Below are 24,517 nucleotides of genomic sequence, written 5' to 3' on the forward strand. Positions count from 1 at the left end.
AGGCCGAAGCCCCGATACTGAAGACGCCTCTTCGTCCCGACGAACCAGCCGGGTGGCTGAACTCCGCTAGAAAGACGAAGAAGCGACTTCGTGCGCTGCTCGTTGGCAGCGCCGCCGTCGATGAACGCCTTATAGGGCCGCGCCCTCGGCACTGTCAACACGCCTCGGCGCTTTTTTCACGAAACCGTCGTCATGCATCTAAACCCCTTGCGAGCCGTGGGTTTCCGCGGTGGAGAACGTCAGCGCCGCAATTGGGCCATAATGCGCAGGCTTCGTTTTGCGGCTTCGGGACCGGCTCCCGCGGCGCCTGTCGAAGCGCCCCGCGTCTCAGTCGTTTATCGCACCCGAAAAACGGATCGGCCGCCAATCAATGCCCCTCGATGCGAACAGGCGCCTCATTCCCGCTCTGGCGGAGGTCGACTGGACCGACATCGGCGACCAGCCGGCCATTGAAGCGGACGGCCAGCGCCACTCCCCGCTCGATCGCCGACGGGTCTCCATCCGCTGGCTCGCCGGCACGGTGCTGACCGGCCTGTCCGGCGCTTTGCTCATCAGCTCGGCGGCCTATACCGCGCTCGATCACCAGTCCCGCTTCGCCGAGGCGCCGACTCGCGCCCAGCTCGGCCGCAAGGACGAAAGGGACAGTCAGGTCGTCAATCCCAAAAAGGGCGACCGCATTCTGCGGGCCGTGGATATTGTCGCCGCCAAGCAGACGTTCAAGACGACGACCACCTCCCGCGCCGGCGAGAAGGAGGTCATGCGCACACGCGCCTATACGCATGTGGCGACGACGCTGACGCTCGCGCCGACCAGCTTCGCCGAGGAGGTCCCCGCCTTCAACCCGTTGAAGCTGCTGGCGGATGCGCGCAACGCCTCCGATAGCGCGGCCGAGCCCGACATAGCGCCCGACGATGCGGAGGTCTCCTTCGTCACGCGTGATTTCGCGGCGAGCGAGCCGGAGCGGCAGATTGCGACGCTGTCGCTCGAGGAGTGTCAGGCGCAGGTCGGCGAGCAGGCCAAGACGCAGCTCGCCGCCGGCTCCAAATCCGCCCTGCCCCTCCCCGGACAATGGCTGCTGTCGCGCACCAGCCGCGCCTCGCTGGATCCGCAGGCGCTCGCCTATGCGGCGGCGGGGACGCCCTCGGTCACCGCGCCCTTCTCGGCCATAGAAGTGCGCATGGTGCCGGAGAATGTCACCATCGCGCCGCGCTCCGCAGGGCCGCAGCCGACCCAGATGGATGAGAAGCTCATCGTCCTGCGTCGCGGCGAGACATTGGTCGACGCGCTGATCGCCAATGGCGTGCCCCGGGCGAGCATCGGCGCCGTCGCCGCCGCCTTCGGCGGCAAGCGGATCGAGACCGCGGCGCGCGAGGGCCAGAGAATCAAGCTGCTGTTCGCCGATTTCGACGGCTCGGGAGCCAATCTCCAGCTCGCCCGCATCTCGATCTATACCGACGACCGGCTGGAGACCATGGTGGCGGCGACCGACCGCGGAACCTTCCTGCAGGTGACGGCGCCGGCCAATCTCGCCAAGGCCGGCCGCCGCGGCGCCGCGGGCGTGGACGAGGACGGCGGCGAGAACGACGATGATCCGGGCGGCATGCGCCTCTATGATTCGCTCTATGAAACCGCGCTGAAGCAGGACATTCCCAAGCCCATCATCATCGACCTCGTCCGCATCTTCGCCAATGATCTCGATCTGCAGCGCGGCGTCAATGGCGGCGATTCGCTCGACGTCCTCTATGACGAGAACGAGGAAGGCTCCGGGCGCGAGGCGCTGCTCTACGCCTCCATCACGACGCGCAACGAGACATTGCGCTATTATCGCTATCAGACCGCCGACGACGGCCTCGTCGACTATTATGACGAGAACGGCCGCTCGAGCCGCAAGTTCCTGGTGCGCAAGCCGATCGCCGCGGGCGAGACGCGCTCTGGCTTCGGCATGCGCCGCCATCCGATCCTCGGCTATTACAAGATGCATACGGGCGTCGATTGGGCTGCGCCCATCGGCACGCCCATTCTGGCGGCCGGCAATGGCGTCGTGGTGGAGGCCGGCTGGCACAGCGGCTACGGCCGCCGCGTGGAAATCCAGCACGCCAATGGCTATTCGACCTCCTACAATCATATGTCGGGCTTCGCGCGCGGTATTCGCGATGGAATCCGCGTCAAGCAGGGCCAGATCGTCGGATTTTTGGGCTCGTCGGGCCTTTCGACCGGCCCGCATCTCCATTACGAGGTGATGGTCAACGGCCATTTCGTCGATCCGATGCGCGTCAAGCTGGCGCGCACGCGTGAGTTCGACGGCAAGCTGCTCGCCGACTTCAAGCGCGAGCGCGACCGGATCGATCAGCTGATGGCCAAGGCGCCCAACAATCCCCACGTCGCCACGCGGCAGGGCCGCTGAAATCTCACGCGGAGGGCTCGCCCCCGCCGCGCCGCCAGAAGGCGGCGGCGACCGCGCCCAGGACGAGAACGGCCAGGATCAGGAACAGCGCCGATTGCTTGAACCAGGCGATGGCCGGAACGGCGACCGCCATCGCGAGTCCGAGCACGGCGATGTCGAACGAGACATGTATCCCGGCGACGAAAGTGCCGAGCGCCAGCAGCAGCAGCAGAGCGAGCCCGGTCGCCGGCGCATTGAGGAAGCTGTTCACGCTCGGCCACAGAACGATGTTCATGGCGACGAGAAACGCCGCCCAATGCAGCGCCTGGGTGCGCGCCAGCGCGAAACGCGCGCTCCGGTCGGACGCCTGGCGCCAGCCGATCGCGACGCAGGCGACGCCGATCGCGACGCCCAGAAACTCCCAATAGCCATAGAGCGGCGTCTGGGCGACGCTCGTATAGGCGACGCCGAAAATCGCCAGAGCGAGCACGATGAGATAGGGCGCCTTGCGTTTCAGCCAGGCGCCCGCCCGCGCCGCGACGGCGTGCTCTCCGAATTCCGGCGCGACGCTATAGTCGTTCATCTCGATCCCCTGCCCTGAGGCATGCCGCCCGAAAGCGGGCATGCGCGCTCGAATGGTTCTCTCGCGTCACCGCGCCGGAACGCGGACGCGCCGGCGGAACAGGCTGCGATGCATCACGGGACCGCGCACATGGCTGCGCGGACGCTGCACGCGCGGCGTATGGGAGGGCCGCACGAACTGCCGCTCCTGCGCTTCCGCTCGCGAGGGAGCGGCGGCGACCAGCGGAACGGCGACCAGAGCCGCCAGCAGGCCCGCGGCGAAGGCGCGGCGCGAGAAATTGTCGTCCTTGTTGTCCTCGGGAGTCGACATCTCATCTCTCCAATTGGTCCGAAAACGCTCGCTGGGAATTAGCGCTCGGCGCGCTCTCGACAATTGCGAGGCGTTTTCAAGAGACGGCGTCGCTCTACCTTTGCTCGCGAGCGCGAGGCCCGGGAAATCGGGCCGGGAAATCGGGCGCGGATACCGGGTTGGAAAAAGCGGGAGCGGCGGCGATGGGAGAGAGAGCGGCCGACACGGCGGCGGTCATCGTCATCGGCTTCGTGATGCTGGCGGCCTTCTCCATCGGCCAGTCGGTGCTGGAGCCGGTCGTCTTCGCGCTCTTCATCATCGCGTTGATCTGGCCGTTGCAGCAATGGCTGCAGACGACAACCCCGCGGCCGGTGGCGCTCATTCTCAGCATTCTCATCGCGCTCGCCGTGATGATCGCCTTGTCCTCGCTGATCGTCTGGAGCGGCGGCGAGATCGTCGACTGGTTCATCCGCAATGTCGAACGCGTGAAGGCCTCCTTCGAGAACGCGACCAAATGGCTGGAGGCGCATGATATTTTCGTCGCCTCGCTGATTACCGAGCATTTCAACGCCGCTTGGGTGCTGGCGCTGCTGCGGGCGGCGGCGACGCGGGTCAACATATTCGTCGGCTTCGCCCTGGTGGTGCTGATCTATGTGATCATGGGCCTCGCCGAATCTGCCGGATTCGAGAAAAAGCTCGCCGCCTCGCGCAATGAGGAGACGGCGCGCTCCCTCCTGCACGCCGGCGCGCGCATCGCTCAAAAGCTACGCCGCTACATGCTGGTGCGCACAGTCGCCAGCCTCGCCACCGGCGTCGTGGTTTTCCTGTTCGCGCTGGTCATCGGCCTCGATCTCGCGGCGGCCTGGGGCGTGCTGACCTTCGCCTTGAATTATCTGCCCTATATCGGCCCGGCCGTGGCGACGCTGCTGCCCGCTCTCTTCGCCTATGCGCAATTCGACTCGGGCCAGACGGCGCTCGTCGTTCTCGGCGTTCTGAGCGTCGTCCAGCTGGTCATCGGCAGCGGGCTGGAGCCGGCATTTTCCGGCTCGGCGCTGGCCATGTCGCCGACGGTCGTCGTCTTCTCGGTGCTGCTGTGGACATTTCTATGGGGCCTGCCGGGGGCCTTCATCGGCGTGCCGATCGCCATCGCCTTTCTGACGCTCTGCGACCAGTTCCCGTCGAGCCGCTGGGTCGCGGCGCTGCTCTCCGACAAAGAGCCGCGGGAGCCGGACTGAGCGGCCGGCTCACGGCAATCCGAGCATGGCCCGCACATCCGCCGGCGTCGCGCCCTCGGCCCGCAAATCCCGCAAGGGCTCGGAGGCCCGGCTCTTGGCGAGCTTGCGGCCGTCCCCGTCCAGCACCAGCGCATGATGGCGATAGGCCGGCGCCGGCAGGCCGAGCAGCTCCTGCAGCAGCCGATGAATCCGCGTCGCCTCGTAGAGGTCCCTGCCCCGCACCACATCGGTCACGCCTTGCAGCGCATCGTCGACGGTGACGGCGATATGATAGCTCGTCCCTATATCCTTGCGCGCCAGCACGACGTCGCCCCATTCCTGCGGCGCGGCGACGATCTCCTTGCCATGCTCGCGCCACGAGACCTCGCCGCCGACCAGCGCCGCCGCCTTCGCCATGTCGAGCCGCAGATTGGCGCCGTCGCGCGCGAGCCCCTTGCCGCGACAGGTTCCGGGGTAGAGCGGCGCGCCGTCGAGATCGCGCTCCCGGCTCGCGCCGGCGATATCGGCGCGCGAGCACACGCAGGGGTAGAGCAAGCCGAGCGCCGCGAGCTGGTCGAGCGCGGCGGCGTAATCGGCCGAATGCTCGGACTGCCGGCGAACCGGCGTCTCCCAGACGACGCCGAGCCACGCCAAATCCTCATAGATCGCGGCCTCGAGCTCCGGCCGCGCCCGGCCCTGGTCGATATCCTCCATGCGCAGCAGGAAGCGGCCGCCCTCGCGCTGCGCCAGATCGAAATCGAGCAGCGCCGAATAGGCGTGGCCGAGATGGAGATAGCCATTGGGCGACGGCGCGAAGCGAAAGACTTTTCTCGTCTCGTCGGCGCTCATATCCGCGCATCCCGCTTCAGCCGGCCAGCGCCGCCTTCTCCCGCACGATGTCGAGCGCCGCCGCGAAGGCCGCGTCTATGTCGAGATCTGTCGTGTCCAGCCGCACCGCGTCATCGGCGATCTTCAGCGGCGCCGAGCTGCGGCCGCTGTCGCGCTCGTCGCGCCGGCGCACATCGTCGAGAATACTGGCGTAGACGACGCGCTCGCCGCGCGAGGCGAGCTCCAGCGCGCGACGCTGGGCGCGCGTCTCGGCGCTGGCGGTGACGAAAATCTTCACCGCGGCGCCCGGGCAGATCACCGTGCCGATGTCGCGCCCGTCGAGCACCGCGCCTTCCGAGCGCGCCGCGAAGCTGCGCTGCATCTCGATGAGCGCCGCGCGCACCTGCGGAATGGCGGCGACGACGGACGCCCCCTCGCCCAATTCGCGCGTGCGCAGCCGCGCCTCGTCGAAATCGCAGAGCGCCAGGCCGCGCGCCGCCTCCACCGCGGCGCGAATGTCGTCGAGCGGCCGCCCTTCGTCGAGCAGCGCGCAGGCGGTGGCGCGATAAAGCAGGCCGGTGTCGAGATGCGGCAGGCCGAAATGCGCCGCGAGCCGCCGCGCCAGCGTGCCCTTCCCGGAGGCCGCCGGCCCGTCTATGGCGATGACCAATCCACGATCAGACAAAGCGGGCCCCCAGCCCTTCCATCAGGGCGCGAAAATTCGGAAAGCTCGTGGCGATCATGCGATCGTCGTCCACCACCGCGGGCGCGTCGGCGCCGAGCCCCATGACGAGAAAGCTCATCGCGATGCGATGGTCGAGATGCGTCTCGACATTTCCCCCGCCTTTCACACGCCCGGCCCCGCCGCGCACGATGAGATCGTCGCCGACGATCTCGCAATCGACGCCATTGGCCTTCAGCCCCGCGGCGATCGCCTCGAGACGATCGGACTCCTTCACCCGCAGCTCGGAGAGCCCCCGCATGCGCGTCTCGCCCTCGGCGAAAGCGGCGGCCACCGCCAGTATCGGATATTCGTCGATCATCGACGGCGCGCGCGCCGCCGGCACATCCACGCCCGCGAGGCGCGAGGCGGCGACGCGAATATCGGCGACCTCCTCGCCGCCCTCCTCTCGGACGTTCTCGAGCGCGATCCTCGCACCCATCTCGGCGAGCGTGGTGAGGAGGCCGCAGCGCAGCGGATTGGTCATCACCCCTTCGACCACGATCTCCGAGCCCTCGGCGATCAGCGCCGCGACAATGGGGAAGGCCGCGGAGGACGGATCGGCCGGCACGCGCACCAGGCTCGGGCGCAGCTCGGGCCGTCCCTCCAGCGTCACCTTGCGTCCATGCTCGCCATAAGGCTCGCTGACGACGCGGGCGCCGAAATGGATCAGCATTTTTTCGGTATGGTCGCGCGAGGCCTCGGTCTCGATGACCACAGTGCGGCCCGGCGAATTCAGCCCGGCCAGCAGCACGGCGGATTTGATCTGCGCCGAGGCGACCGGCGTCTTGTATTCGATCGGCAGAGGCTCGGCGGTTCCCTGCAGCAGAATGGGGCAGCGCCCGCCCTCCGCCTGCTCCAGCACGCGGGCGCCCTGCAGGACCAGCGGATCGAGAATGCGGCGCATCGGCCGCTTGCGCAGCGAGGCGTCGCCATCGAAGCGCGCTTTGATCGGATGGCCGCCGACGACGCCCATCATCAGCCGCGAGCCAGTGCCGGCATTGCCGAAATCCAGCGTCTCGCGCGGCTCCAGCAGCGAGCCGAGGCCCGGCCCGCGCACGCTCCAACTGCCCGGCGCGAGGCGCTCGATCCGCGCGCCGAGCTTGCGGCAGGCTTCGCCGGTGCGCAGAACGTCGTCGCCCTCGAGCAGCCCTTCGACGCGCGTCTCGCCCACCGCCAGCGTCCCCAGGATCAGCGAGCGATGCGAGACGGATTTATCGCCGGGCGGGCGGCAGCGTCCGGAGAGCCCGCTCGCACGCAGGGCGCTGAGCGGCGAGGGGGAATGTTCGGCGTCGGTGTGCAATCTGGCTCGATCTCCGGCCGCGGCGCCGTTTCCCATGGCCCGCGCGGCTCCGGCATATACAACGCGCGCCGCCGCGTCACAAATGCCGCGCGCAGGCAGCGCAGGCGGCCGCGAGCCCGGGCGGCCGCGAGCCCCTGCCCCAGGACTCCCAGCGTCATGGCCGCGCTCGTCGCGGCCATCCACGCCGCGACGACCGAGGAGAATTCAAAGAATAAGCGGAACAACGCCGCGTCTTCTTCCCACGTGTCGCAATGTCCCGGCGTGGATGCCCGCGACGAGCGCGGGCATGACGCGGCTGTGTATGCGTTCTTGATCTGGATTTGGGCGTATGGGGGCCATGCTTCCTCGTCGGCCTTCCCCGAACGGGAAAATCGCGCCATAACGGATGTTCCTGGGAGGGGCTCGACCGCGAATTCGGCCAGCCACGAAGACTTGACTGTAATCGGTGAACTTGCTGAATTCGAGTTTGCGCTGATGCGCGTCCGCACGAGCGAAGGGCACAGCCAGGCCAAGACGCGAGACGTTCAGCGCGAGGAGGCTCTTGCGGAGCTTGCCAAAGCCCCGCGACGCAAGTTGACCTCGCGCGGAGTGTCGGGGAGCACGATCTCGAGGCTTCGCCAAGGATAGCAGGATAACTGATCTTAAAGACACGGCTGCCGCACGGCCGAGCAGGAATGAATGCATGGCGACTTTTTTCAACGAGTTTTTCGGTGTCTCCGAACAGGATGTGGAAGACTACGGTGCCTTCAATGTCTCGCTAATAAATGATCTGCCATTGTTCATTGATCCTTTTCTGCTCTTTAATAGCGCAAATTCCGACTATCAACTTCTACATGATGAAATTCTGCAATACATCACTTTTTTACGAGACCAGGTCATCGCGGGTCGTGTCAATGACGATCTCATTGATGCGTGGTTTCTTTTCCCAGAAATCAAAGAGAACTGGCTAGGCTTTTCGCTTGTCGGTAATAGAGGCTCCGGTCTCGGGCGAAAATTTGCGGTAGCGCTAAGTGCAAACTTACACAGCATATTTTCTGACTTCGGCAAGGAGCGAATATCGAAGGGTAGCCATATCGAAAAGGTCTGCCTCGTTAGCGAGGGCGTTGGTCGTGACAACATCAGCGATTTTACATTGAATCTGATTCTCGACTTTATATGCCGATACACTCAGGAGTTTGCAAAGGCGTACATAGCGCCCGAGCTTCGAAAGATCGTCTGGATTAAAAAAGCCAAGTTTAACTACGACACTAAATCATGGCAACGTATGCAATACGAGCTGCCGTACATTGACGGTGATTATGTCCTGTTGACACCAAAAGACATGCTCACTCGCGACGAAAACTGGATCAACAAGGGTGACATGGTACGCCAGTTTGAGGAAATTCCAGTTGCGATTCCTGACAACGAACTGCGAGGCCAGATTTTCGCCTATTTCGAAAGCGTACTTGCGAAACCAAAGGATCGGGAGCCAAGCGCGCAAGAACGCGCGGAAGCAGCGATTAAGACCTATCTGCACTTCCCTGAACTGGTAGATTGGTACATCCGTTATAAGGAGGAACACGGAGACGACGCGACTGATATAAGTGCAGACAAAGTCGCATTGACGAAGTTTATTTTTGAACAACAGGTCAAATCAATCCAGTCACAACTGGCAGAAACAACTGCATTCTACACGACGCCAGGCGTAACGTACGAAGAGACACACCAGCGTCTCGCCTTCTTCAAAGATGTGATCGAAAACAAGGGCGGGCACCGGATTTTCTGGCATGGCGACGAAGCCATCCAGCGCGAGAGTGACCTTCAAATTCTCTGCAAATTTATTTGGTTCGGCACGCCGTCAGACGCGAGCGCCGAGGTCAATGACGGGAGGGGGCCAGTTGATTTTAAGATCAGTCGAGGTGCCTTCGATAAAACTCTCATCGAAATGAAACTCGCCAAAAACACAAAGCTAAAACAAAACCTTGAAAAGCAGTTGCCGATCTACCAAGCGGCCAGTGGTGCGAAGAAAGGCATTAAGGTCATCATCTATTTTGACGCTTCCGAAAAGCGGAAGGTCGATAAGATACTCAAGGAACTTGAGCTGAGTGGGCATTACGATATCGTGCTGATCGACGCAAGGAAGGATAACAAGCCTTCCGGATCGAAAGCGTGAGGCCACACGAGTTCGAGCCATTGCAAGAGTTAGAACTTTGGCACGCTTGAAATTCGTCTTGGATCTGAAGGTCCGCTCAGGTTCATAGCCCAAAACCCGCCCACCCGAACAGCGCCACTTGACACACCCTGAAAATATTCCTATATCGCTCCCACCTCCGCCCATGAAGGGCGCGTTTCTCGGGTCAGGGAGCGCGGGCGGGGGGCGGCTCCATCCGGGATGGCGACCCCCATCCATGGACAGGCAGCGCGTCGCCGGACGGCGTTCTTCTCCCGTCCATAGGGAGAAACGAGAACCGTTCGTGATCCCAGGCCGTCGGACTCGATCGCGTCTTGATCGAGAAACCCCAGGATTCGCGGGTTCGACCAAGCCTCGGGATGTCGACGAGAACGACAACCGCGTTTCGGGACGCTCCGGCCCCGGATGATTTCCTCGCGCACCGGCCGAAGGGGCCGGAGCGTCCCGAGCCGCCCTTCTCCCCCACGCCGCGAGGCGCCGGGGCGCGCCCGCGCGGGCTGAATTTGTTCCTAGCCGCCTGCGCCCGCCTCCGAAAGCCGAGGCCGCGCGTCAGAGCGCGGCCTTCGACGCATCTGCGGCGTCGCCCGGCGCGTCGGCTTCCGTCAGACGGTCGCGCCAGCGCGCCACGAAAGCGTCGAAAGACGCGGAATCGGCGAAGATCACATCGACATGCCACTCCACTGTCTCGACGCCCTCCTCCCACAGCCGGCTCTCCGGGCGCCAATGAAAGGACGGCCAGGCCGGGTTGCGATAGGCGGGACTCGCCGGATAATCCGGCGGATGCAGCGAGGGACGGCCGAGCAGATCGATCAGCCATTGCATGATCTGCGGCAAAAACGTGCAGCCGAAAGAGACGCCATGGCGATGAACGCGATGCACGTCGCGCAAAATACTCTGCTGAATCAACGCCAAAGCCGGCGGCTGATCGGTCGCGCGAAACTCCCGCAGCGCCAGCAGCCGAAAGCCGCGCTCCAACAATTGCGCCGGAACGGCGCGGACGTCCCCGGCTTGCTCGTGCATGGCGATCCCGCAAAACGCTCAGTTGCCCCGGCGGAGGCCGGGACGCGCTCTCCCCACGCAAGCGCCATGCCCGCCCCCGCCGAGCCAAAAAAGCCCGCCCGGACGAACCGGGCGGGGGAGGAAGTTTCACACCAACACGCGGAGAAGAGTGAAGAGAACCGCGTGAAGCTCTCTTGTGGTCAGAGCGTCGCTCCGGCCGCGAAGCGCGGGATCACCGGGCCGCCGATCTCGACGCCGACGCGATTGCCCGACGGGCTGAAGAAGAACAGCAGGCCGCCGAACTGGCTGTCGGTGTCATAGGCGAGGTCCGACAGGCGCTCTATGTCGAAGCGGGCGTCCTGAACGACGACCGTCACATCGCGCGTCTCGCCGGGGGCGATCGGCGTCTCGTCGCTGACGGCGAGGCCGCGATCGGCGAGCAGATATTCGGGGAATTGCGGCCGCGTGGTGAACACCGCAGGGTTGAGGAAGCGCAGGCCCGCGGTGGTGAACTCGCCGATCTTCACCGGCTCGGTTCCGCTATTGGTGATGCGCAGCTTCACCGACAGCTCGCGGCCCGGCACCGTATAGGAGCCGCCCTTAAACTGCGCCGTCACGCTGGCCTGCGGCAGAGCGATCGGATCGATGCCCTTGAGCAGTCCCGCCTGCATCGGCAGAGTGCGCGGGAAGGCGTTGTTCGCCCAGGCGTAGCCGAACAGCACCGCCAGCATGGAGGCGGCGAGCCACAGGCCGCCGATGCGCTTCTCGCGCAAGGTGATGAGCTCATTGGCCTTGCCGGCCTTCACCCACCAATAGCGCACGATGAGGCCCTTGGTCATGAACCAGTAGAGGATCCAGACCGCGGCGGCCGCCATCCAGGCGAAGTGGTAGATGTAGGTCCAGGTGATGCCATAGGTCTCGAGATCGATGGTCGAGCCGTCGAGCAAAGTCACCGGATTGGTGAAATTCGCCATGTCGCCCTTGATGGTGATCCATTCGCCAGGGCCGACGATGGGTCCGCCGCCTTCGACGTTGATCTGCACATGGACGTGGAAGCGCCCTTGCCGGCGGGCCTTGAGCACGAGCTTATATTCATAGTCTTTGCCGACCTGCAGAGAAAAGGAGCGCGGCGCCGGCACGTCGCCGACGAAAGCGCCCTTGCGGATCAGCACCGGGCCCGGCTCGCCGACGTTCAGAAAGGCGACATCCGGCTTGGCGACGGCCTGCGGCCAGCCGGAGAAGACATGCACCTTGCCCGAGAGCACCATCTCTTCGTTGATATTGACCTCGGTCTTCGACCATTTCACATCGTACCAGTTGAGCGTGCGCATGCGCAGAAACGCCTGCTGCGAGCGTTCGCCATGCGCCGATGCGGGCGTCGCCGCCGGCAGAGTGGTGGCGGCGATCGCCGCGGCGAGGCCGAAGGCCAAGGCGCGCAGCGCCCGCGGCCTCACGCATCCCGCCAGTGTCGCGAGGAGCTTGTTCATCATTTCGATCGGTCTCCCTTATCCTTGTTTTCTCGGCCTCGCTGTCATGCCGAAGACAGACGGGCCTCTTGGATTTCGTCGTGATTGGATTTCGTCGTGAATTGTGAGGTCTCGGCGAAGCGGGCCGCGTGACGCAGTCCGCCTCGCGCTCGCGAATATTCGCGGATCAGATGTCGTCGGCCTCGATGTATTTGGTGTTGGTGAACCAAGTGCCGATCTTCCACCACAGGAAATAGATCAGCATGGAGATGAAGGCGGAGAAGAAGGCGGCGACCGGAACGACGTCCTTGCCGAAAGTGCGCAGCGTGCCGCGCTCGACCATGCGGATATATTCCGGCGTGCCGGTGCGCACATAGTTGAAGCCGATGAGGTCGGCGAGCGTCAGCAGCACGCCGTCGATCTCCGTGGACTGATGAAATTGCGCCAGCACCGGCCAGTTGATCGGATAGAACAAGAGGCCCCAGCCCATGGAGCCGACCAGCGCCGTCACCAGCCAGCTGCCCGACAGCATCAGCACCACATCGAGCCAGAAGCCCATGGGGATGAGCGCCGACGGGAAGACCAGATTGATCGGGAAGAAGGTCCAGCCCCAGAAGTTGTCGTAGCGGTTGATCCATTCGCCGACGAGCAGCGCGAGGCAAGCGACTGTCGCGCCGATCGGCAGACGGAACTTCTGCCACAGGAAGGATTGCACCGCGGCGGCGAAACACATGGCGACGATGGGCGCCACGGTCGGCCACATGCGGCGGTCCTTGAAGTCGATCCAGAAGTCCCAGTCGCCGGCGAGCAGCATATAGTGGATATGGAAGGATCCCAGCACCACGGCGAATAGCACGACGAGGAGAATCCAATCGGTCAGCATCACGCAGCCGAGGAACTCCTCCTTCGATTTCCAGGTCTTGCCGGCGGATGCGCCGGCCTCGGTGGAAATGGACATTTTGCTTTTGCTCCTTGAGATTGTCGCTCCCCGGCGCAAGCGCGCCGGACTTTTCTTTTGCTTGCCCCGCCCCCGCCGCGACCGCGCGAGACGCGCGATCGCTTTCGCGGAGGAAGAGAATGCGTTTTCGCGCGCGCGATCAGAGAGAGAGCACGTCCTGCTCGAAGTCCTTCGAGAGCTCGATCACGCGGTCGAGCACCTGGCAGGTGGTGCCGAAGACGGCGAGCGCGAACCAGCCGAAGAACACGAAGCCCCAGTGCAGCGGCGCGGTGAACAGCTCTTCCATGAACCAGAAGGTGTGGCCCCACTCGTTGAGGCCGATGTTCGGGAAGATCATGAAGGGGCCCGCGAAGAACAGCAGGAAGGGCAGCGAGATTTTCTTCGCGAACTGCGGAATGCGCGTGCGCCCATACATGAAGGCGCCCCAGCCGGCGATGATGTAGATCGGGTAGCTGAGGTAGAACTCCAGAATATGGCTCGGCGTGAAGTCGGTGTCGCGAATGACCGTCTGATGCCAGGTGCCGTCCTGCTCGGTGAAGTAGGAGGCGCCCCAATAGACGGTGAAGGCGTAGATCGCGAGCCAGCCGACCAGCGTCAGCAGACGGCGCATCTCCTCGCGCGGCGCGACAGCGTCGATGTTGCGGTCGCGCGTCTTCCAGAGATAGCCGCCGATGCCGCAGAAGGCGATGAATTCGAGCGGCAGCTCGGTCCACATCAGATTGAGCCAATAGGTCTGGAACTCCGGCGCGAAAGAATCGAGGCCGGCCTTCCAGCCGAAATACTGCTCATAGATGCGGATCGTCACATAGAACACGAAGAGACAGATCATCGTCCAATAGGCGGGCCAGTAATTGACGATGCTGTCGCTCTCCGCGGCCCGGACGGACCCGGCCGCTTTCTCTGTCGTCAGACTCATTGTCGCGTTCCTCCTCTTTGAAATCATCCGTTCGAAAACGGTCTCCCGCCGTTCCGGATGACGCTTTGTCTTCCCTTGGCGCGGTTCGCCTCGAAGGCCCTCCTTGCGGCCTCGCGACGTTCGGAGCGCGAGGCCGGTCGCCGGAACTATTTCAGCGCCGCGCCTCTTTGCAGTAGAGCCAGAAAGCTCCTTGCAGTGCTGGAGCCTAACATGTCGCGCGCCGCGCTTGTCAATTGATCATAAACAATACATATGCGACATTATGCTGCATATAGTGTATTTAATACTTATATTGTGCAATACTATGATATTTATATCGTATATAAAATGAGACATTCCCAATAACTAAGGCGATAAACGCTGCATTTTTAAATGATACTAATTACAAAATATGAGATTTCCTATATTATTAAGTACTGTGGCATTGTGACGCCGCCCTATGCTTGTTGCGCCTCATCGCCTCTTGGATCAAGACAAGAGCGTGCGTCGCCTCGAAACGCGGCGTCGACCAATTTTAAAAACGGGAGGAGAAAGCTCGAATGCTGCATAAGGTCGAAGAGCTCAAATGGGTCGTGCTGTGGATTCTCGTCACGATCTTCGTCTTCGCGATCTTCATCCCGACGGTGAACAGAGCGCTCAATCTCTGACCCTGCGCGCCGCGCGCAAAGGTCGGCGCAGGCTGAGAAAATCCGCCTGCGCCGCAAAGGTGAGAGGTGTTCGCTCGATGCGAATTGATCTATTCCGCCGCAGCGTAGAACTGCGGGCGGCGGCGTCCCGAGCCTGCGCAACAGCTGCTGATCTACGCCTATCTCGCGAACGTGACCGGCGCGCGCGTCGCCGTAGTGACGACCCGTGCGTCGGCGCTGGTCTATGATCTGTCCGAGAACAGGCGCTTCACAAGGACGGCCTGCTCGCGCCTTGGGAATTCCTGGTCGAGGCCGAATTCCACGGCGCCGACGTCAGCGGCCGTCGGCCGAACGAAAGTCCCGCTATCCGTGGCGGAGAATGGATCGCTCGGCTTCTTCGCGAACGAGGGGCGCAGCGAGAAGCGCGCGACCTTCGAGATCATTCCGAGCGCCAAATATCTCTCCGCCGATCTGGCGCGAGCGGTCGCCTGCGACCGCGACGGCCCTTACCGATAGGAGATGGTCCGCTTCGGGCTGTTCGGCGGAGCGATCGATTCGTGAGTCGATCGCGACACCGCCAGATCCGACCCTCCGCGCGCGCATCCGGCTCGCGGACGGCCGACGCATCCTCTCCAGCTCTCTCGAGAAATAGACTACGTACGGACATGCGCTCCACTGCATCGGCGAAACTCTACGCTGCGACATTATGTAGCAAGACTGCATCTATTCGGTTCGAGGCGGTCGCTCTTGCTATTTTGAACTATTCCAATTCCGTGAAACATCGTCGAAACATGTGGTTTCCTAAGGCTTTTCCGGCGTCGAACGAGAGCGGAGGCGGCGGCTCGCCCGCAGGCCTCGGCCGCCCCGCCCGGCCGAGGCCTGCGGGCCGTGCAAAATCGAACATTGTCTTCGGTTTTGTAATCATGAGAAAAAGTGCCTCGCGGCGACGCGCGGCTAAGAGATCGAGACGCGCGCGGCGCGGAGGTTCAGTCTGCACGAGGAGCGCCTGGAAATGAGCGGAAGTGTTCTCGACCCCGACCATCCCCGCCTCGCCCCGGCGCCCGATCGCATCGCGACGTCGATCGGCGACCGACGCGAGCGACGCAGTCGGCGCCCGGACGAGAATCGTCACCGCGAGGACGTCATTCGCGAGGTTCTCACGCGTGAGGGAGAGCGCCTGTCGCAAGAGGTCATTCGCAAATTGACGAGCGATCTCGGCGTGAGCCGCGCCACCGCCTATCGGATGATCAAGACCTTCCGCAGCTGCGGCGCCGTCACCGCGCCGATGACGCGTCCGGTCGGCCGGCCCAAGGGCGCGCGCGTGCTCGATTCGGCGCGCGAGACGCTCATTCGCGACACGATCGAGACCTTCTATCTGCAGCCCGCGCGGCCGAAATTCAGCCAGCTCGTGCGCGAGATCGCCAAGCGCTGCCTGAAGGAGCGTCTGCCGGCGCCCAATTGGCGGACCATCAAGGCGCGTGTGCACGACATCGACATTCAGACGCGGACGCGGCGACGCAGCGAAACCGAATAGCGAAACAGCGGCGAGCAAGGTGCGGAAGAGATCAGAGGCCACACGGCCGCTAGAGGCCGTTCAGATCGATCACGCGAAAGTCGATGTGATAATCGTCGACGACGAGACCGGCCGCGAGATCGGCCGGCCCTGGATCACGCTCGGGATCGATGCGTTCACGCGCATGGCGACGGGCTTTCATCTCTCGCTCGCGCCGCCGACGCGCCTTTCGGCGAGCTTCTGCATTCTGCACTCCGTCTGCGACAAGACGCGCTGGCTCGCCGAGCGCGGGGTCGATGTCGATTGGCCGGTCGCCGGACTTCCCGAAGCGATCCATGTCGACTCCAACAGCTTTTTCGGCCGTCGCGCCTTCGTGCGCGTCTGCCGCGAGATCGGGATCGAGACGGTTTGGAGCGAGCCGGCGGGCGCCCGCTATGGCGCGCATATAGAGGCGCTGATCGGCAATCGCCTCGGCTGCATTCCGCTCATCGCCAATGTCGGCCCCATGGAGCGCGGCGAGCGCGATCCCTATGTCGGCCCACATGCGCAGCGGCTCATGCTGAGCGAGCTCGAGAGCTGGATCGGCGCGGAGATCGCGGGCGGCTATCATTGTCGCAAGCATCGCGATCTCGGCCGCGCGCCGCTCGCGCTCTGGCGCCGGCATATGCGTCCCGATCTGCTGCGCATGCCGCTCGATTGCGTGAACTTCCGCCTGTCGCTGCTGCCCGACGACGAAGGCGCGCTCGCGGAGGACGGCCTGCGGCTGCTCGGCCGCCTCTATTGGTCGCGCGCATTCGCCGACGATCTCGCGGCCGGGCGCAGGCGCCTCGAGGTGCGCTATGATCCGCGCGATCTCTCGCGCATTTTCGTGCGTCGCCCGTCTGGACGATTCGTGAAGGCGCGCGAGCGGCGGCTGTTCCAGCCATTGCACGAAGACGCGCCGAGAATCGAAGCGCAAAGCGCGCTCGCCGTGACGACCGCCTCGGATCGGCGCGCGTTCGAGACGGCCCGCCGATCGACGCTCGCTCCGCGCTTCGATTCTCCGCTCTACGAAGAGACGCCGCTCTACGAAGAGACGCCGGCAGACGACGCCGAATTGTCCGATAGCGTGGCGAGCCAGCCCATCGCCGGCGACGCCGCCCTTCTCTGCGCGCGCAAATGCGCCGGGAGCTGCCCCTTCCTGCTCGTCGATCGCTGACGCCCGTCGGGCCGCAAAAGGGCCGCCGCCGTCGAGCGGCGAGCGTCGGTCACTCGCCGCTCACCCATTCGATCTCGACGCCGGCGCCCGCGCCCTGCGCCAATCGCTGCGCGAGAAAGGCCGACAGCTCCCGCGCCTCTTCCGCGAAGGTGAAGGGCGGATTGACGACGAGGAGCCCAGTGCGCCGCAGCTTCTGATCGTCATCGGCGCCGCCGACCGAGAGATCGAGGCGCAAAATCTTCTTCACGCCGCTCGCGCCTAGCGCGCCGAGGAGCCAGCGGGACTCCGCCTCGTCCTTGATCGGCCGCCACAAGGCGTAAATTCCCGTCGGCCATTTGCGATGCGCCTCGAGAAACGTCTTCAGCATGCGCTCCGTCTCGTCGCGCTGCTCGAAGGGCGGATCGACGAGCACGAGCCCGCGCCGCTCCTTGGGCGGCGTGAAGGCGGACAGGCCGACATAGCCGTCGAGGTGAAGCGTCTTCACGCGCTTGTCGCGCGCAAAGCGCATCTGCAGCGTCTCGAAAGCGTCCGGCCGCAATTCGCAGAAGACGGCGCGATCCTGCGCGCGCAGAAAATGCGTCGCGATCAGCGGCGAGCCTGGATAGAGCGCCGGCCGCCCCTCTTCGTCGAGAGTCCCGACGATGGCGAGATAGGGCGCGAGCAGATCGCGCAGCCGCGCATCCGCGCCGGAGAGATCGGCGAGCCGCCCGATGCCGCCGCGCCATTCGCCGGTGCGCCGCGCCTCGTCGGCGGCGAGGTCATAGGCGCCCTCCCCCGCATGCGTGTCGATGACGCGGAACGGCGTCTCCTTGCGCGTGAGATAGAGAAGGAGCCGCGCCAGCAGCGCATGCTTGAACACATCGGCGAAATTGCCGGCGTGGAACCCATGGCGATAATTCATCGTCTATAGCGGCGCCGGAACGGCGATCTCGCCGGCGCGACAGGCGCCGCGCACGATCTCCGGACAGGGGCGGAACGCGCGCAGATCGCGCGAGAAGCAGATGCGCACATCCTGCAGCGCGCCCTTGCGGCAAGTGACCGCGAGCATGCCCGGCCGCAGCCGCGCATTGGCGGCGATGAAGGCGCGCTGAATATCGAGCGGCGCGAAGCTCTGCGCCTGCCGCGGCCGCTCGAACAGCGCCGGGATCGTCACGCTCTCGCTGGCGCGGCGCACATCGGCGAAATAGTCGGTCGGACTCTTGCCGGAGCAGCGGCCATGCTTGCGCCATTCGTGCCGCGCGAGCCCCTCGTCGGGATAGACGCCGGCGACATGCGCGAGCGCCATGCGCGACGGCGAGGCGGCGCCGTCGCATTCGCTCGGGAGGCCGTGATCGTATTGCGGCCACAGCCCATGGGTGACGAAGCCCTTTCCGAGGCCGGGCTCGCATTGCGCGCGATATTCACGGCCCTCGCCGCTCTCGCAAAAGGCCGGCGACCAGGAGAGCGTCAGCACATAGAAGTCGAAGGCCCCGGCGCCGCCCCGCGCCTCCGCGGGCTCGATCGCCTCGCGCCGCGCGAGCTCCGGCTCCGCCATGGAGGCGATCGGCGCGAGGAGAAAGACGAGCGCCGCGAGGGCGCAGGCGAGTGTCGATTGCTTGAACATGCGCCGCTCCGAAACAGCAAGGTTGCGGATTGATGCCGGAGCCCGAGGCGCCGCGTCAAGCCGCGGCTCTGCGAGAGCCGCGCGTCATTGACACACCCTACTTATTCACTAGGATATTTGCACGGATCATCATGGGAAACGTCACATGAAGCGCGGAATTCGGACGCTCTGCGCCGCGGCGGCCCTCTTTAATTGCGCGACGCTGGCCGCGCCGATCGATCCGCCGACAGGAAAGAGCCGAGGGAGCTCGAGCATGAGCCAAGAGTGGGACTATCAGATCCGGCTGACGATCAGCGACGACTATGCCGAGCTCGCCCGCACCGATCCACAGAATACCGCGCTCGCGCCGATCGCCGCAATATTGGCGAAGCATCATGCGGCGCTGAGCAATCAATTCGACGCCTTCGTCCATTATGTCGCCGAGGCGGAGAAGCAGGGAGTCGAGCGCTTCCCGCTCTACAAATGGACCAAGGCGACGATCGAGGACCCGGTCAAGAAGGCCAAGCACGTCAAATCCTTCACCATCTATGTCGAAGGCGAGGAGGTCTATCCCAAGGCCGCCGCGGATGCGCTCGAGGCCGCGCTCACGCCCTTCGTCGGCGGCGGCGTGGTGGAGAAGCTCTCCAAGCACGACACCAATCCGGCGAATAATCCGCAAGCGCCCGCGCATTTGCGCTGAAACGGGAGCTGGACAGTGACGCCGCCGCGCGCGAGCGAGCGTCCCTCAGCGGGGCGCCGGATCGCTTTGCCGCCGGGGCCGCGCTATATTGGCGACATGCGCAGACTGCCCCGCTCCTTCGGCCTATTGGCGATCCTCCTCTTCGCGCTGTTCTCGGGCGGCGCGGACAGCGCGCGCGCGCAGGACCCTGTCGCGGATTTCTTTCAGGGCCTGTTCGGCGGTCGGCCGCACGCCCGTCCGCAGGCGCATCCGCCCGCGCGCGAGACCGGCCGCATGCGGCGTCTGGTGCCGCATCGCGAATATGGCGCGCCGGCCTATTGGCACGGCCAGAGCAAGGCCGCCAAGAAGGACAAGACGCAAAAGCCCGAGGACCCCAACGCCCCGCCGCCTTTCCAGGTCGCAGTGATCGGCGACAGCCTGGGCCAGATGCTGGCCGACGGTCTCGACGAGGCCTATGCGGACCGGCCCGATATCCGCATCCTGCACAAGGCCAAGGACAGCACCGGCCTCGTGCGAGAGGATTATTTCGACTGGCCGAAGGCGGCGCGCGAGATGCTCGCCAGCGGCGACAAGATCGACATGGCCGTCATCATGATCGGCTCCAATGATCGGCAAGCCATTCACGAGGGGACCGAGACGATCGAGACCCTGTCGCCGCGCTGGCGCGAGCGCTATGCGCAGCGCGTGGAGAGCATCCGAGCGGCCTTCCGCGAGAAGAAGATTCCGCTGGTCTGGGTCGGCCTGCCGGTCACCAAGAGCGAGCATTTCGCCGCCGATATGGCGAAGTTCAACGACATCTACCGGCAGGCGGCGGCGCAGGAGAGCGCGCCTTTCATCGATATTTGGGAAGCGTTCGCCGATGAGCGCAACCAATATCAGGCCTTCGGCCCGGATATAAACGGGCGCATCGTCAAGCTGCGGTCGGCGGACGGCGTCCATTTCACCGATGTCGGCGCGCGCAAGCTCGCCCATTTCGTCGAGGGCGAGATCAAGCGCCTGTTCGACGCGCGCCACCCCGCCTCCGACGGCGCGCCGGCCGAAGCCGCCTCCCCGCCGTCCGCCGAGGAAGCGCCCGCTACCGCCCCGGCAGCGGCCGTAGCGCCGCCGGTCCAGATCATCGCGCCGAGCGGCCCGGTTCCGGCGGCCGCGCCCGTTCTGCCGGATCGCCCCGCGATCGGCCCGCTCCAATCGCTGACCACCGCCATCGTCGCGACCGACGGCGAGCTGGCGCGACGTGGAAAATCATCCGCCCCTGGCGAAGAGGCCCGCGCCGCCGCGGCGCGCGCGCTCGTCGATCATATTTACGTCGAGGGCGGCGAGCAGCCTAGCCAGCCCGGCCGCGCCGATGATTTCTCCTGGCCGAAGGGCGGAACCAAGCCGGGCGGCGCCACGCCGGTCGAGTCCAAGCCGGCCGAGTCCCGTCCAGCCGAGTCCAAGCCCGCCGAGGCTCCGACGCCCACGCCCACGCCGGCGGCGGCCTCCTCCGCGGCCGAGACGCGCTGAGGCGCCCTGCGGTTTCGCTCGAAATGCGCGAAACCCGTCAATTCCGCATTCAATTCATCTCGAATGAAGCGCGACGACGACGCGCTCGCGAGGGAACGGGCGCGCCCTGCGAAGCATTTTTCTCCCGCTCGAAGGGCCCGAGGGCCTCGAAGGGAGTATCTGTCATGTCGTTGCGTCGTTGTTCTCTTTCCATCGTGCTCGCGCTGGCGTCCGGCTGCGCCGCGCCCGCCGCGCAAGCTTTCGAAAATCCGTTCGCTTTCCTGTTCAGCGGGCGCTCGGCGGCGAGCGCCCCGTCCAATTCCGACGGCCAGCTCTCCGGCGAATATTCGTCCACGCGCTCCGTCGTCGCCGACCCGACCCGTCAGCGGCCGGGAACGGTCACCGTCGACACGCAAAACCGCGTTCTCTATCTCTCCATGGCCGATGGTCAGGCGATCCGCTATGGCGTCGGCGTCGGCCGGCCGGGCTTCACCTGGCGCGGCCAAACGCATATCGGCCGCAAGGAGGCTTGGCCGGCGTGGACGCCGCCCTCGGCCATGCTCCACCGCCGTCCGGATCTGCCGCGGCATATGACCGGCGGCGCCAGCAATCCGCTCGGCGCGCGCGCCATGTATCTCTATTCGGGCGGCCGCGACACGATGTTCCGCATCCATGGCTCCAATGAGCCTTGGACGATCGGCCATGGCGTCTCGTCCGGCTGCATCCGCATGCTGAACGGCGACGTCAGCGATCTCTACAATCGCGTGAAGGTCGGCACGCAGGTCCACGTTCTCTGACGAAAAACGCCGGCGCTCGTCTCCAGACGGTCGCCGGCGTCACTTTATTCTCGTCCCGTCAGCCGCCGCAGTTCGCATTGGTCAGGCCGGAGATAATGACCTGCGTGACGACCCAGACGCTGATCAAAATCCAGGCGACACGCGTTCTCTTCTGCCCATAGAGATAGGCGCCGATGATCGGCATGGCGAGCAGCACATAGGGCAGAGCCGAATTTCCGATATTGTCGCAGAACCACAAGGCCGTGGGCATGTTCTCTCACCTCGGTAGATTTGTTTCGCCCATCAGGAAGGCGTCCACCGAGGCGGCGCATTGCCGGCCCTCGCGGATCGCCCATACGACGAGCGATTGCCCGCGCCGCATGTCTCCACACGCAAAAACATTTTCGCGTGACGAATGATAGGATTTGACGTCGGCGGCGACATTGCCGCGCGGGTCCAGCGCGACCGCGAGCTTCTCGAGCAGCCCCTCGCGCACTGGCGAGACGAAGCCCATGGCCAGCAGCACGAGATCGGCCTTCAGCGTGAACGCGCTGCCGGGAATGGCCTGCAGCTTGCCGTCGACGCGCTCGCAGCGCAGTCCGGCGACGGCGCCGTCGGCGCCCAGAAACTCCCGCGTCACCACAGCGAAATCGCGCGTCGACCCTTCGTCATGCGACGAGGAGGTGCGCAGCTTCAACGGCCAGTCCGGCCAGGTGACGAGCTTGGCCTCTTTCTCGGGCGGGCGCGGCATGATCTCGAGCTGCGTCACCGACAGCGCGCCGTGGCGCACCGAGGTGCCGATACAGTCCGAGCCCGTGTCGCCGCCGCCGATGACGACGACATGCTTGCCGGAGGCGAGGATCGGCTCATTGGTGACGAGCGGCTCGCCGGAGACGCGGCGGTTCTGCTGCGGCAGGAAATCCATGGCGAAATGCACGCCGCGCAGATCGCGCCCCGGAATGGGGAGATCGCGCGGCTGCTCGGCGCCGCCGGAGAGGATCACCGCGTCATGCTCGGCGACGAGCCGATCAGCGTCGAGATCGACGCCGACATGAACGTTGTAATGGAAGGCGACCCCTTCCGCCTCCATCTGCGCGACGCGGCGGTCGATGAGATGCTTCTCCATCTTGAAGTCCGGAATGCCATAGCGCAGCAGTCCGCCGGCCTTGGCGAATTTCTCATAGACATGCACGTCATGGCCGACGCGCGCGAGCTGCTGCGCAGCGGCGAGCCCGGCCGGGCCGGCGCCGACGACGGCGATGCGCTTGCCGGTCTTGGACTTGGGCGGCTCGGGCAGAACCCAGCCCGCCTCGAAGCCACGGTCGACGATCGCGCATTCGATCGTCTTGATGGTGACCGGCTGGTCGATGAGATTGAGCGTGCAGGACGCCTCGCAGGGCGCGGGGCAGACGCGGCCCGTGAATTCCGGGAAGTTGTTGGTGGAGTGGAGATTGGCCAGCGCGCGGCGCCAGTCGCCATGATAGATGAGATCGTTCCAATCCGGGATCTGATTATTGACCGGACAGCCATTGTGGCAGAACGGAATGCCGCAATCCATGCAGCGCGCCGCCTGATTGCGCGTCGCCTCCTCGGAGAGCGCGATGACGAATTCGTCGTAATGGCGGATACGGTCGGCGGCCGGCTTATATTTGCGGTCCTGCCGGTCGATCTCCAGAAAACCCGTGACCTTTCCCATGCCTCGCCAACCCCTCGGCCCTTCGCCTCATTCGCGCCTTCGAGGAATTTTTTACCACGAAGACACGAAGGACACGAAGCAAATCGTCCAGACTGTCGCCGTCTGGCTCGCGCTGCGACTTCGTCGGATATCAGGCGGCGGCCGCCTTCGGATTCACTTCGCGCGTGTAATCCTCGATCAGCGTGCGCGAGATCGCGCCGGGCGTGAAGCGATAGGGGCCGGCCTCGGCGACCGGCGTGACCTCCGCGCCGGTGCCGCAGATGAAGCATTCGCTGAAGCCGGGCAGATCATCCGGCACGATGCGGCGCTCGACCACCTCTATCCCGCGCCGACGGGCGAGGTCGATGACGGTGCGGCGGGTGATGCCGTCCAGGAAACAATCGGCGATCGGCGTGTGCAGCACGCCATCCTTCACGAAGAACACATTGGCGCCGGTGCATTCGGCGACCCGGCCCAGCCAGTCGAGCATCAGAGCGTCGGCGTAGCCCCGCCGCTCGGCGCGATGCTTGGAGATGGTGCAGATCATATAGAGTCCGGCCGCCTTGGCGAGCGCCGGCGCGGTCTGCGGATCGGGACGGCGATAGTCGGCGATGTCGAGGCGAATGCCCTTCATCTTGGTGGCGACGTCGAACATGCTGGGCCAGTCCCAGACGGCGATCGCCACATTGATCGTCGAATTCTGGGCGGCGACCGCCATCATCTCGCTGCCGCGCCAGGCCACCGGCCGCACATAGCAGCTGTCGAAGCCATTGGCCTTCACCACCGCGGCCTTGGCCGCGTCGAGCTCGGCGACGCTATAGGGAATCTCGAAGTCGAGGATCTGCGCGGAGCGCCGGAAGCGCTCGGAATGCTCCGTCGCCTTGAAGATGACGCCGCCATAGGCGCGCTCGCCCTCGAACACGCTGGAGCCGTAATGCAGCCCATGCGAGAGGACATGGAGCTTGGCGTCCCGCCACGGTATGAGCGCGCCGTTGTACCAGATGTAGCCGTCGCGCTGGTCGAAGGGCAAAACCGACATCCGACACTCCGATGAGATCAAGGCGAAAGGGGCCGTCCCGGCGGCCGGTCTCGAGCCGGCCTTCCGCAAATCACTAGCCATCGGTCAGAAATATGTC

General features: G+C 64.8%; 24 protein-coding genes. 10 read left to right on the plus strand and 14 right to left on the minus strand.

Going from position 1 to position 24,517, the window contains the following annotated elements:
• Window positions 1-370 precede the first annotated feature (370 nt).
• Window positions 371-2,404: a M23 family metallopeptidase gene (locus VIF40_RS17470; RefSeq protein ID WP_331938790.1), complete on the plus strand. Its 2,034-nt coding sequence runs from the start codon at window positions 371-373 to the stop codon at window positions 2,402-2,404.
• 4 nt (window positions 2,405-2,408) lie between these two features.
• On the opposite strand, the gene VIF40_RS17475 is transcribed toward VIF40_RS17470, so the two are convergent.
• A complete protein-coding gene (locus VIF40_RS17475) occupies window positions 2,409-2,966 on the minus strand; it encodes a hypothetical protein (RefSeq protein WP_331938791.1) in 558 nt (185 codons plus the stop codon).
• A gap of 66 nt (window positions 2,967-3,032) precedes the next feature.
• Complete coding sequence (locus VIF40_RS17480; RefSeq protein ID WP_331938792.1) at window positions 3,033-3,275, minus strand: hypothetical protein; 243 nt, start codon at window positions 3,273-3,275, stop codon at window positions 3,033-3,035.
• A 182-nt stretch (window positions 3,276-3,457) separates the two neighbouring features.
• On the opposite strand from VIF40_RS17480, the gene VIF40_RS17485 reads away from it, so the two are divergent.
• Complete coding sequence (locus VIF40_RS17485) at window positions 3,458-4,489, plus strand: AI-2E family transporter (protein ID WP_331938793.1); 1,032 nt, start codon at window positions 3,458-3,460, stop codon at window positions 4,487-4,489.
• A gap of 9 nt (window positions 4,490-4,498) precedes the next feature.
• Here the strand turns inward: VIF40_RS17485 and gluQRS are convergent, their stop codons facing one another.
• The 3 genes from gluQRS to aroA are packed head-to-tail and all read right to left on the minus strand — an operon-like array spanning window position 4,499 to window position 7,356.
• On the minus strand, window positions 4,499-5,317 hold the full coding sequence (gluQRS, locus tag VIF40_RS17490) for a tRNA glutamyl-Q(34) synthetase GluQRS (RefSeq protein WP_331938794.1): 819 nt from the start codon (window positions 5,315-5,317) through the stop codon (window positions 4,499-4,501).
• A gap of 16 nt (window positions 5,318-5,333) precedes the next feature.
• Window positions 5,334-5,981, minus strand: a complete 648-nt coding sequence (gene cmk / locus VIF40_RS17495) for a (d)CMP kinase (protein ID WP_331938795.1) — start codon at window positions 5,979-5,981, stop codon at window positions 5,334-5,336.
• On the minus strand, window positions 5,974-7,356 hold the full coding sequence (gene aroA / locus VIF40_RS17500; RefSeq protein WP_414684830.1) for a 3-phosphoshikimate 1-carboxyvinyltransferase: 1,383 nt from the start codon (window positions 7,354-7,356) through the stop codon (window positions 5,974-5,976). Before aroA ends, cmk begins: the two co-directional genes overlap by 8 nt.
• Before the next feature lie 120 nt (window positions 7,357-7,476).
• Here aroA and VIF40_RS17505 point away from each other — a divergent pair, with 120 nt between their 5' ends.
• Together VIF40_RS17505 and VIF40_RS17510 are read left to right on the plus strand one after the other, a co-directional pair.
• Entirely contained in the window at window positions 7,477-7,947 is a 471-nt protein-coding gene (locus VIF40_RS17505; RefSeq protein WP_331938797.1) for a hypothetical protein, read from the plus strand.
• Between the two features lie 55 nt (window positions 7,948-8,002).
• Window positions 8,003-9,472 (plus strand): hypothetical protein, encoded by a 1,470-nt coding sequence (locus tag VIF40_RS17510; protein ID WP_331938798.1) that lies wholly within the window; start codon window positions 8,003-8,005, stop codon window positions 9,470-9,472.
• A 567-nt stretch (window positions 9,473-10,039) separates the two neighbouring features.
• Here VIF40_RS17510 and VIF40_RS17515 read toward each other — a convergent pair.
• From VIF40_RS17515 to amoC, 4 genes are all read right to left on the minus strand, one after another.
• Window positions 10,040-10,510: a hypothetical protein gene (locus VIF40_RS17515; RefSeq protein ID WP_331938799.1), complete on the minus strand. Its 471-nt coding sequence runs from the start codon at window positions 10,508-10,510 to the stop codon at window positions 10,040-10,042.
• Window positions 10,511-10,689: 179 nt separating this feature from the next.
• Window positions 10,690-11,976: a bacterial ammonia monooxygenase, subunit AmoB gene (gene amoB, locus VIF40_RS17520; RefSeq protein WP_331938957.1), complete on the minus strand. Its 1,287-nt coding sequence runs from the start codon at window positions 11,974-11,976 to the stop codon at window positions 10,690-10,692.
• Window positions 11,977-12,142: 166 nt separating this feature from the next.
• Window positions 12,143-12,913 carry a bacterial ammonia monooxygenase, subunit AmoA gene (gene amoA / locus VIF40_RS17525; protein WP_331938800.1) on the minus strand — a complete coding sequence of 257 codons (771 nt, stop codon included), beginning with the start codon at window positions 12,911-12,913 and terminating at the stop codon, window positions 12,143-12,145.
• A gap of 139 nt (window positions 12,914-13,052) precedes the next feature.
• Window positions 13,053-13,829 carry a bacterial ammonia monooxygenase, subunit AmoC gene (gene amoC / locus VIF40_RS17530; RefSeq protein ID WP_331938801.1) on the minus strand — a complete coding sequence of 259 codons (777 nt, stop codon included), beginning with the start codon at window positions 13,827-13,829 and terminating at the stop codon, window positions 13,053-13,055.
• A gap of 995 nt (window positions 13,830-14,824) precedes the next feature.
• Between amoC and VIF40_RS17535 the strand changes: the two genes are divergently transcribed.
• From VIF40_RS17535 to VIF40_RS17545, 3 genes are all read left to right on the plus strand, one after another.
• Complete coding sequence (locus VIF40_RS17535; RefSeq protein WP_331938802.1) at window positions 14,825-14,971, plus strand: hypothetical protein; 147 nt, start codon at window positions 14,825-14,827, stop codon at window positions 14,969-14,971.
• Window positions 14,972-15,467: 496 nt separating this feature from the next.
• On the plus strand, window positions 15,468-15,989 hold the full coding sequence (locus tag VIF40_RS17540) for a transposase (RefSeq protein ID WP_331938803.1): 522 nt from the start codon (window positions 15,468-15,470) through the stop codon (window positions 15,987-15,989).
• Between the two features lie 19 nt (window positions 15,990-16,008).
• On the plus strand, window positions 16,009-17,166 hold the full coding sequence (locus VIF40_RS17545) for a Mu transposase C-terminal domain-containing protein (protein ID WP_331938804.1): 1,158 nt from the start codon (window positions 16,009-16,011) through the stop codon (window positions 17,164-17,166).
• A 49-nt stretch (window positions 17,167-17,215) separates the two neighbouring features.
• Here the strand turns inward: VIF40_RS17545 and VIF40_RS17550 are convergent, their stop codons facing one another.
• Both VIF40_RS17550 and VIF40_RS17555 read right to left on the minus strand, forming a co-directional pair.
• The gene (locus VIF40_RS17550) at window positions 17,216-18,067 is read right to left on the minus strand and encodes a 23S rRNA (adenine(2030)-N(6))-methyltransferase RlmJ (RefSeq protein WP_331938805.1); all 852 of its coding nucleotides are present in this window, start codon (window positions 18,065-18,067) and stop codon (window positions 17,216-17,218) included.
• A 3-nt stretch (window positions 18,068-18,070) separates the two neighbouring features.
• Entirely contained in the window at window positions 18,071-18,769 is a 699-nt protein-coding gene (locus tag VIF40_RS17555; RefSeq protein WP_331938806.1) for a ribonuclease T2, read from the minus strand.
• Window positions 18,770-19,022: 253 nt separating this feature from the next.
• On the opposite strand from VIF40_RS17555, the gene VIF40_RS17560 reads away from it, so the two are divergent.
• The 3 genes from VIF40_RS17560 to VIF40_RS17570 all read left to right on the plus strand — a co-directional run bounded on the left by VIF40_RS17560 (window position 19,023) and on the right by VIF40_RS17570 (window position 21,727).
• On the plus strand, window positions 19,023-19,448 hold the full coding sequence (locus tag VIF40_RS17560; RefSeq protein ID WP_331938807.1) for a hypothetical protein: 426 nt from the start codon (window positions 19,023-19,025) through the stop codon (window positions 19,446-19,448).
• 96 nt (window positions 19,449-19,544) lie between these two features.
• Window positions 19,545-20,951 (plus strand): SGNH family hydrolase, encoded by a 1,407-nt coding sequence (locus tag VIF40_RS17565; RefSeq protein WP_331938808.1) that lies wholly within the window; start codon window positions 19,545-19,547, stop codon window positions 20,949-20,951.
• Between the two features lie 164 nt (window positions 20,952-21,115).
• On the plus strand, window positions 21,116-21,727 hold the full coding sequence (locus tag VIF40_RS17570; RefSeq protein ID WP_331938809.1) for a L,D-transpeptidase: 612 nt from the start codon (window positions 21,116-21,118) through the stop codon (window positions 21,725-21,727).
• A 58-nt stretch (window positions 21,728-21,785) separates the two neighbouring features.
• On the opposite strand, the gene VIF40_RS17575 is transcribed toward VIF40_RS17570, so the two are convergent.
• The 3 genes from VIF40_RS17575 to VIF40_RS17585 form a co-directional block, all read right to left on the minus strand.
• The gene (locus tag VIF40_RS17575; protein ID WP_331938810.1) at window positions 21,786-21,977 is read right to left on the minus strand and encodes a hypothetical protein; all 192 of its coding nucleotides are present in this window, start codon (window positions 21,975-21,977) and stop codon (window positions 21,786-21,788) included.
• Window positions 21,978-21,983: 6 nt separating this feature from the next.
• Complete coding sequence (locus VIF40_RS17580; protein WP_331938811.1) at window positions 21,984-23,402, minus strand: glutamate synthase subunit beta; 1,419 nt, start codon at window positions 23,400-23,402, stop codon at window positions 21,984-21,986.
• 130 nt (window positions 23,403-23,532) lie between these two features.
• Complete coding sequence (locus tag VIF40_RS17585) at window positions 23,533-24,420, minus strand: branched-chain amino acid aminotransferase (RefSeq protein WP_331938812.1); 888 nt, start codon at window positions 24,418-24,420, stop codon at window positions 23,533-23,535.
• Between the last annotated feature and the right edge of the window lie 97 nt (window positions 24,421-24,517).

The sequence above is a fragment of the Methylosinus sp. genome, from assembly GCF_036560965.1.
Lineage (GTDB): Bacteria > Pseudomonadota > Alphaproteobacteria > Rhizobiales > Beijerinckiaceae > Methylosinus.

Coding starts and splice junctions, on each gene's coding strand:
- amoB (WP_331938957.1), bottom strand. CDS start 11,976: ATGAACAAGCTCCTCGCGACACTGGCGGGATGCGTGAGGCCGCGGGCG.
- aroA (WP_414684830.1), bottom strand. CDS start 7,356: ATGGGAAACGGCGCCGCGGCCGGAGATCGAGCCAGATTGCACACCGAC.
- VIF40_RS17560 (WP_331938807.1), top strand. CDS start 19,023: ATGAGCCAAGAGTGGGACTATCAGATCCGGCTGACGATCAGCGACGAC.
- VIF40_RS17565 (WP_331938808.1), top strand. CDS start 19,545: ATGCGCAGACTGCCCCGCTCCTTCGGCCTATTGGCGATCCTCCTCTTC.
- VIF40_RS17480 (WP_331938792.1), bottom strand. CDS start 3,275: ATGTCGACTCCCGAGGACAACAAGGACGACAATTTCTCGCGCCGCGCC.
- gluQRS (WP_331938794.1), bottom strand. CDS start 5,317: ATGAGCGCCGACGAGACGAGAAAAGTCTTTCGCTTCGCGCCGTCGCCC.
- VIF40_RS17585 (WP_331938812.1), bottom strand. CDS start 24,420: ATGTCGGTTTTGCCCTTCGACCAGCGCGACGGCTACATCTGGTACAAC.
- amoA (WP_331938800.1), bottom strand. CDS start 12,913: ATGTCCATTTCCACCGAGGCCGGCGCATCCGCCGGCAAGACCTGGAAA.
- VIF40_RS17580 (WP_331938811.1), bottom strand. CDS start 23,402: ATGGGAAAGGTCACGGGTTTTCTGGAGATCGACCGGCAGGACCGCAAA.
- VIF40_RS17485 (WP_331938793.1), top strand. CDS start 3,458: ATGGGAGAGAGAGCGGCCGACACGGCGGCGGTCATCGTCATCGGCTTC.
- VIF40_RS17570 (WP_331938809.1), top strand. CDS start 21,116: ATGTCGTTGCGTCGTTGTTCTCTTTCCATCGTGCTCGCGCTGGCGTCC.
- VIF40_RS17575 (WP_331938810.1), bottom strand. CDS start 21,977: ATGCCCACGGCCTTGTGGTTCTGCGACAATATCGGAAATTCGGCTCTG.
- VIF40_RS17540 (WP_331938803.1), top strand. CDS start 15,468: ATGAGCGGAAGTGTTCTCGACCCCGACCATCCCCGCCTCGCCCCGGCG.
- VIF40_RS17515 (WP_331938799.1), bottom strand. CDS start 10,510: ATGCACGAGCAAGCCGGGGACGTCCGCGCCGTTCCGGCGCAATTGTTG.
- VIF40_RS17550 (WP_331938805.1), bottom strand. CDS start 18,067: ATGAATTATCGCCATGGGTTCCACGCCGGCAATTTCGCCGATGTGTTC.
- VIF40_RS17470 (WP_331938790.1), top strand. CDS start 371: ATGCCCCTCGATGCGAACAGGCGCCTCATTCCCGCTCTGGCGGAGGTC.
- VIF40_RS17475 (WP_331938791.1), bottom strand. CDS start 2,966: ATGAACGACTATAGCGTCGCGCCGGAATTCGGAGAGCACGCCGTCGCG.
- VIF40_RS17505 (WP_331938797.1), top strand. CDS start 7,477: ATGGCCGCGCTCGTCGCGGCCATCCACGCCGCGACGACCGAGGAGAAT.
- VIF40_RS17555 (WP_331938806.1), bottom strand. CDS start 18,769: ATGTTCAAGCAATCGACACTCGCCTGCGCCCTCGCGGCGCTCGTCTTT.
- VIF40_RS17510 (WP_331938798.1), top strand. CDS start 8,003: ATGGCGACTTTTTTCAACGAGTTTTTCGGTGTCTCCGAACAGGATGTG.
- amoC (WP_331938801.1), bottom strand. CDS start 13,829: ATGAGTCTGACGACAGAGAAAGCGGCCGGGTCCGTCCGGGCCGCGGAG.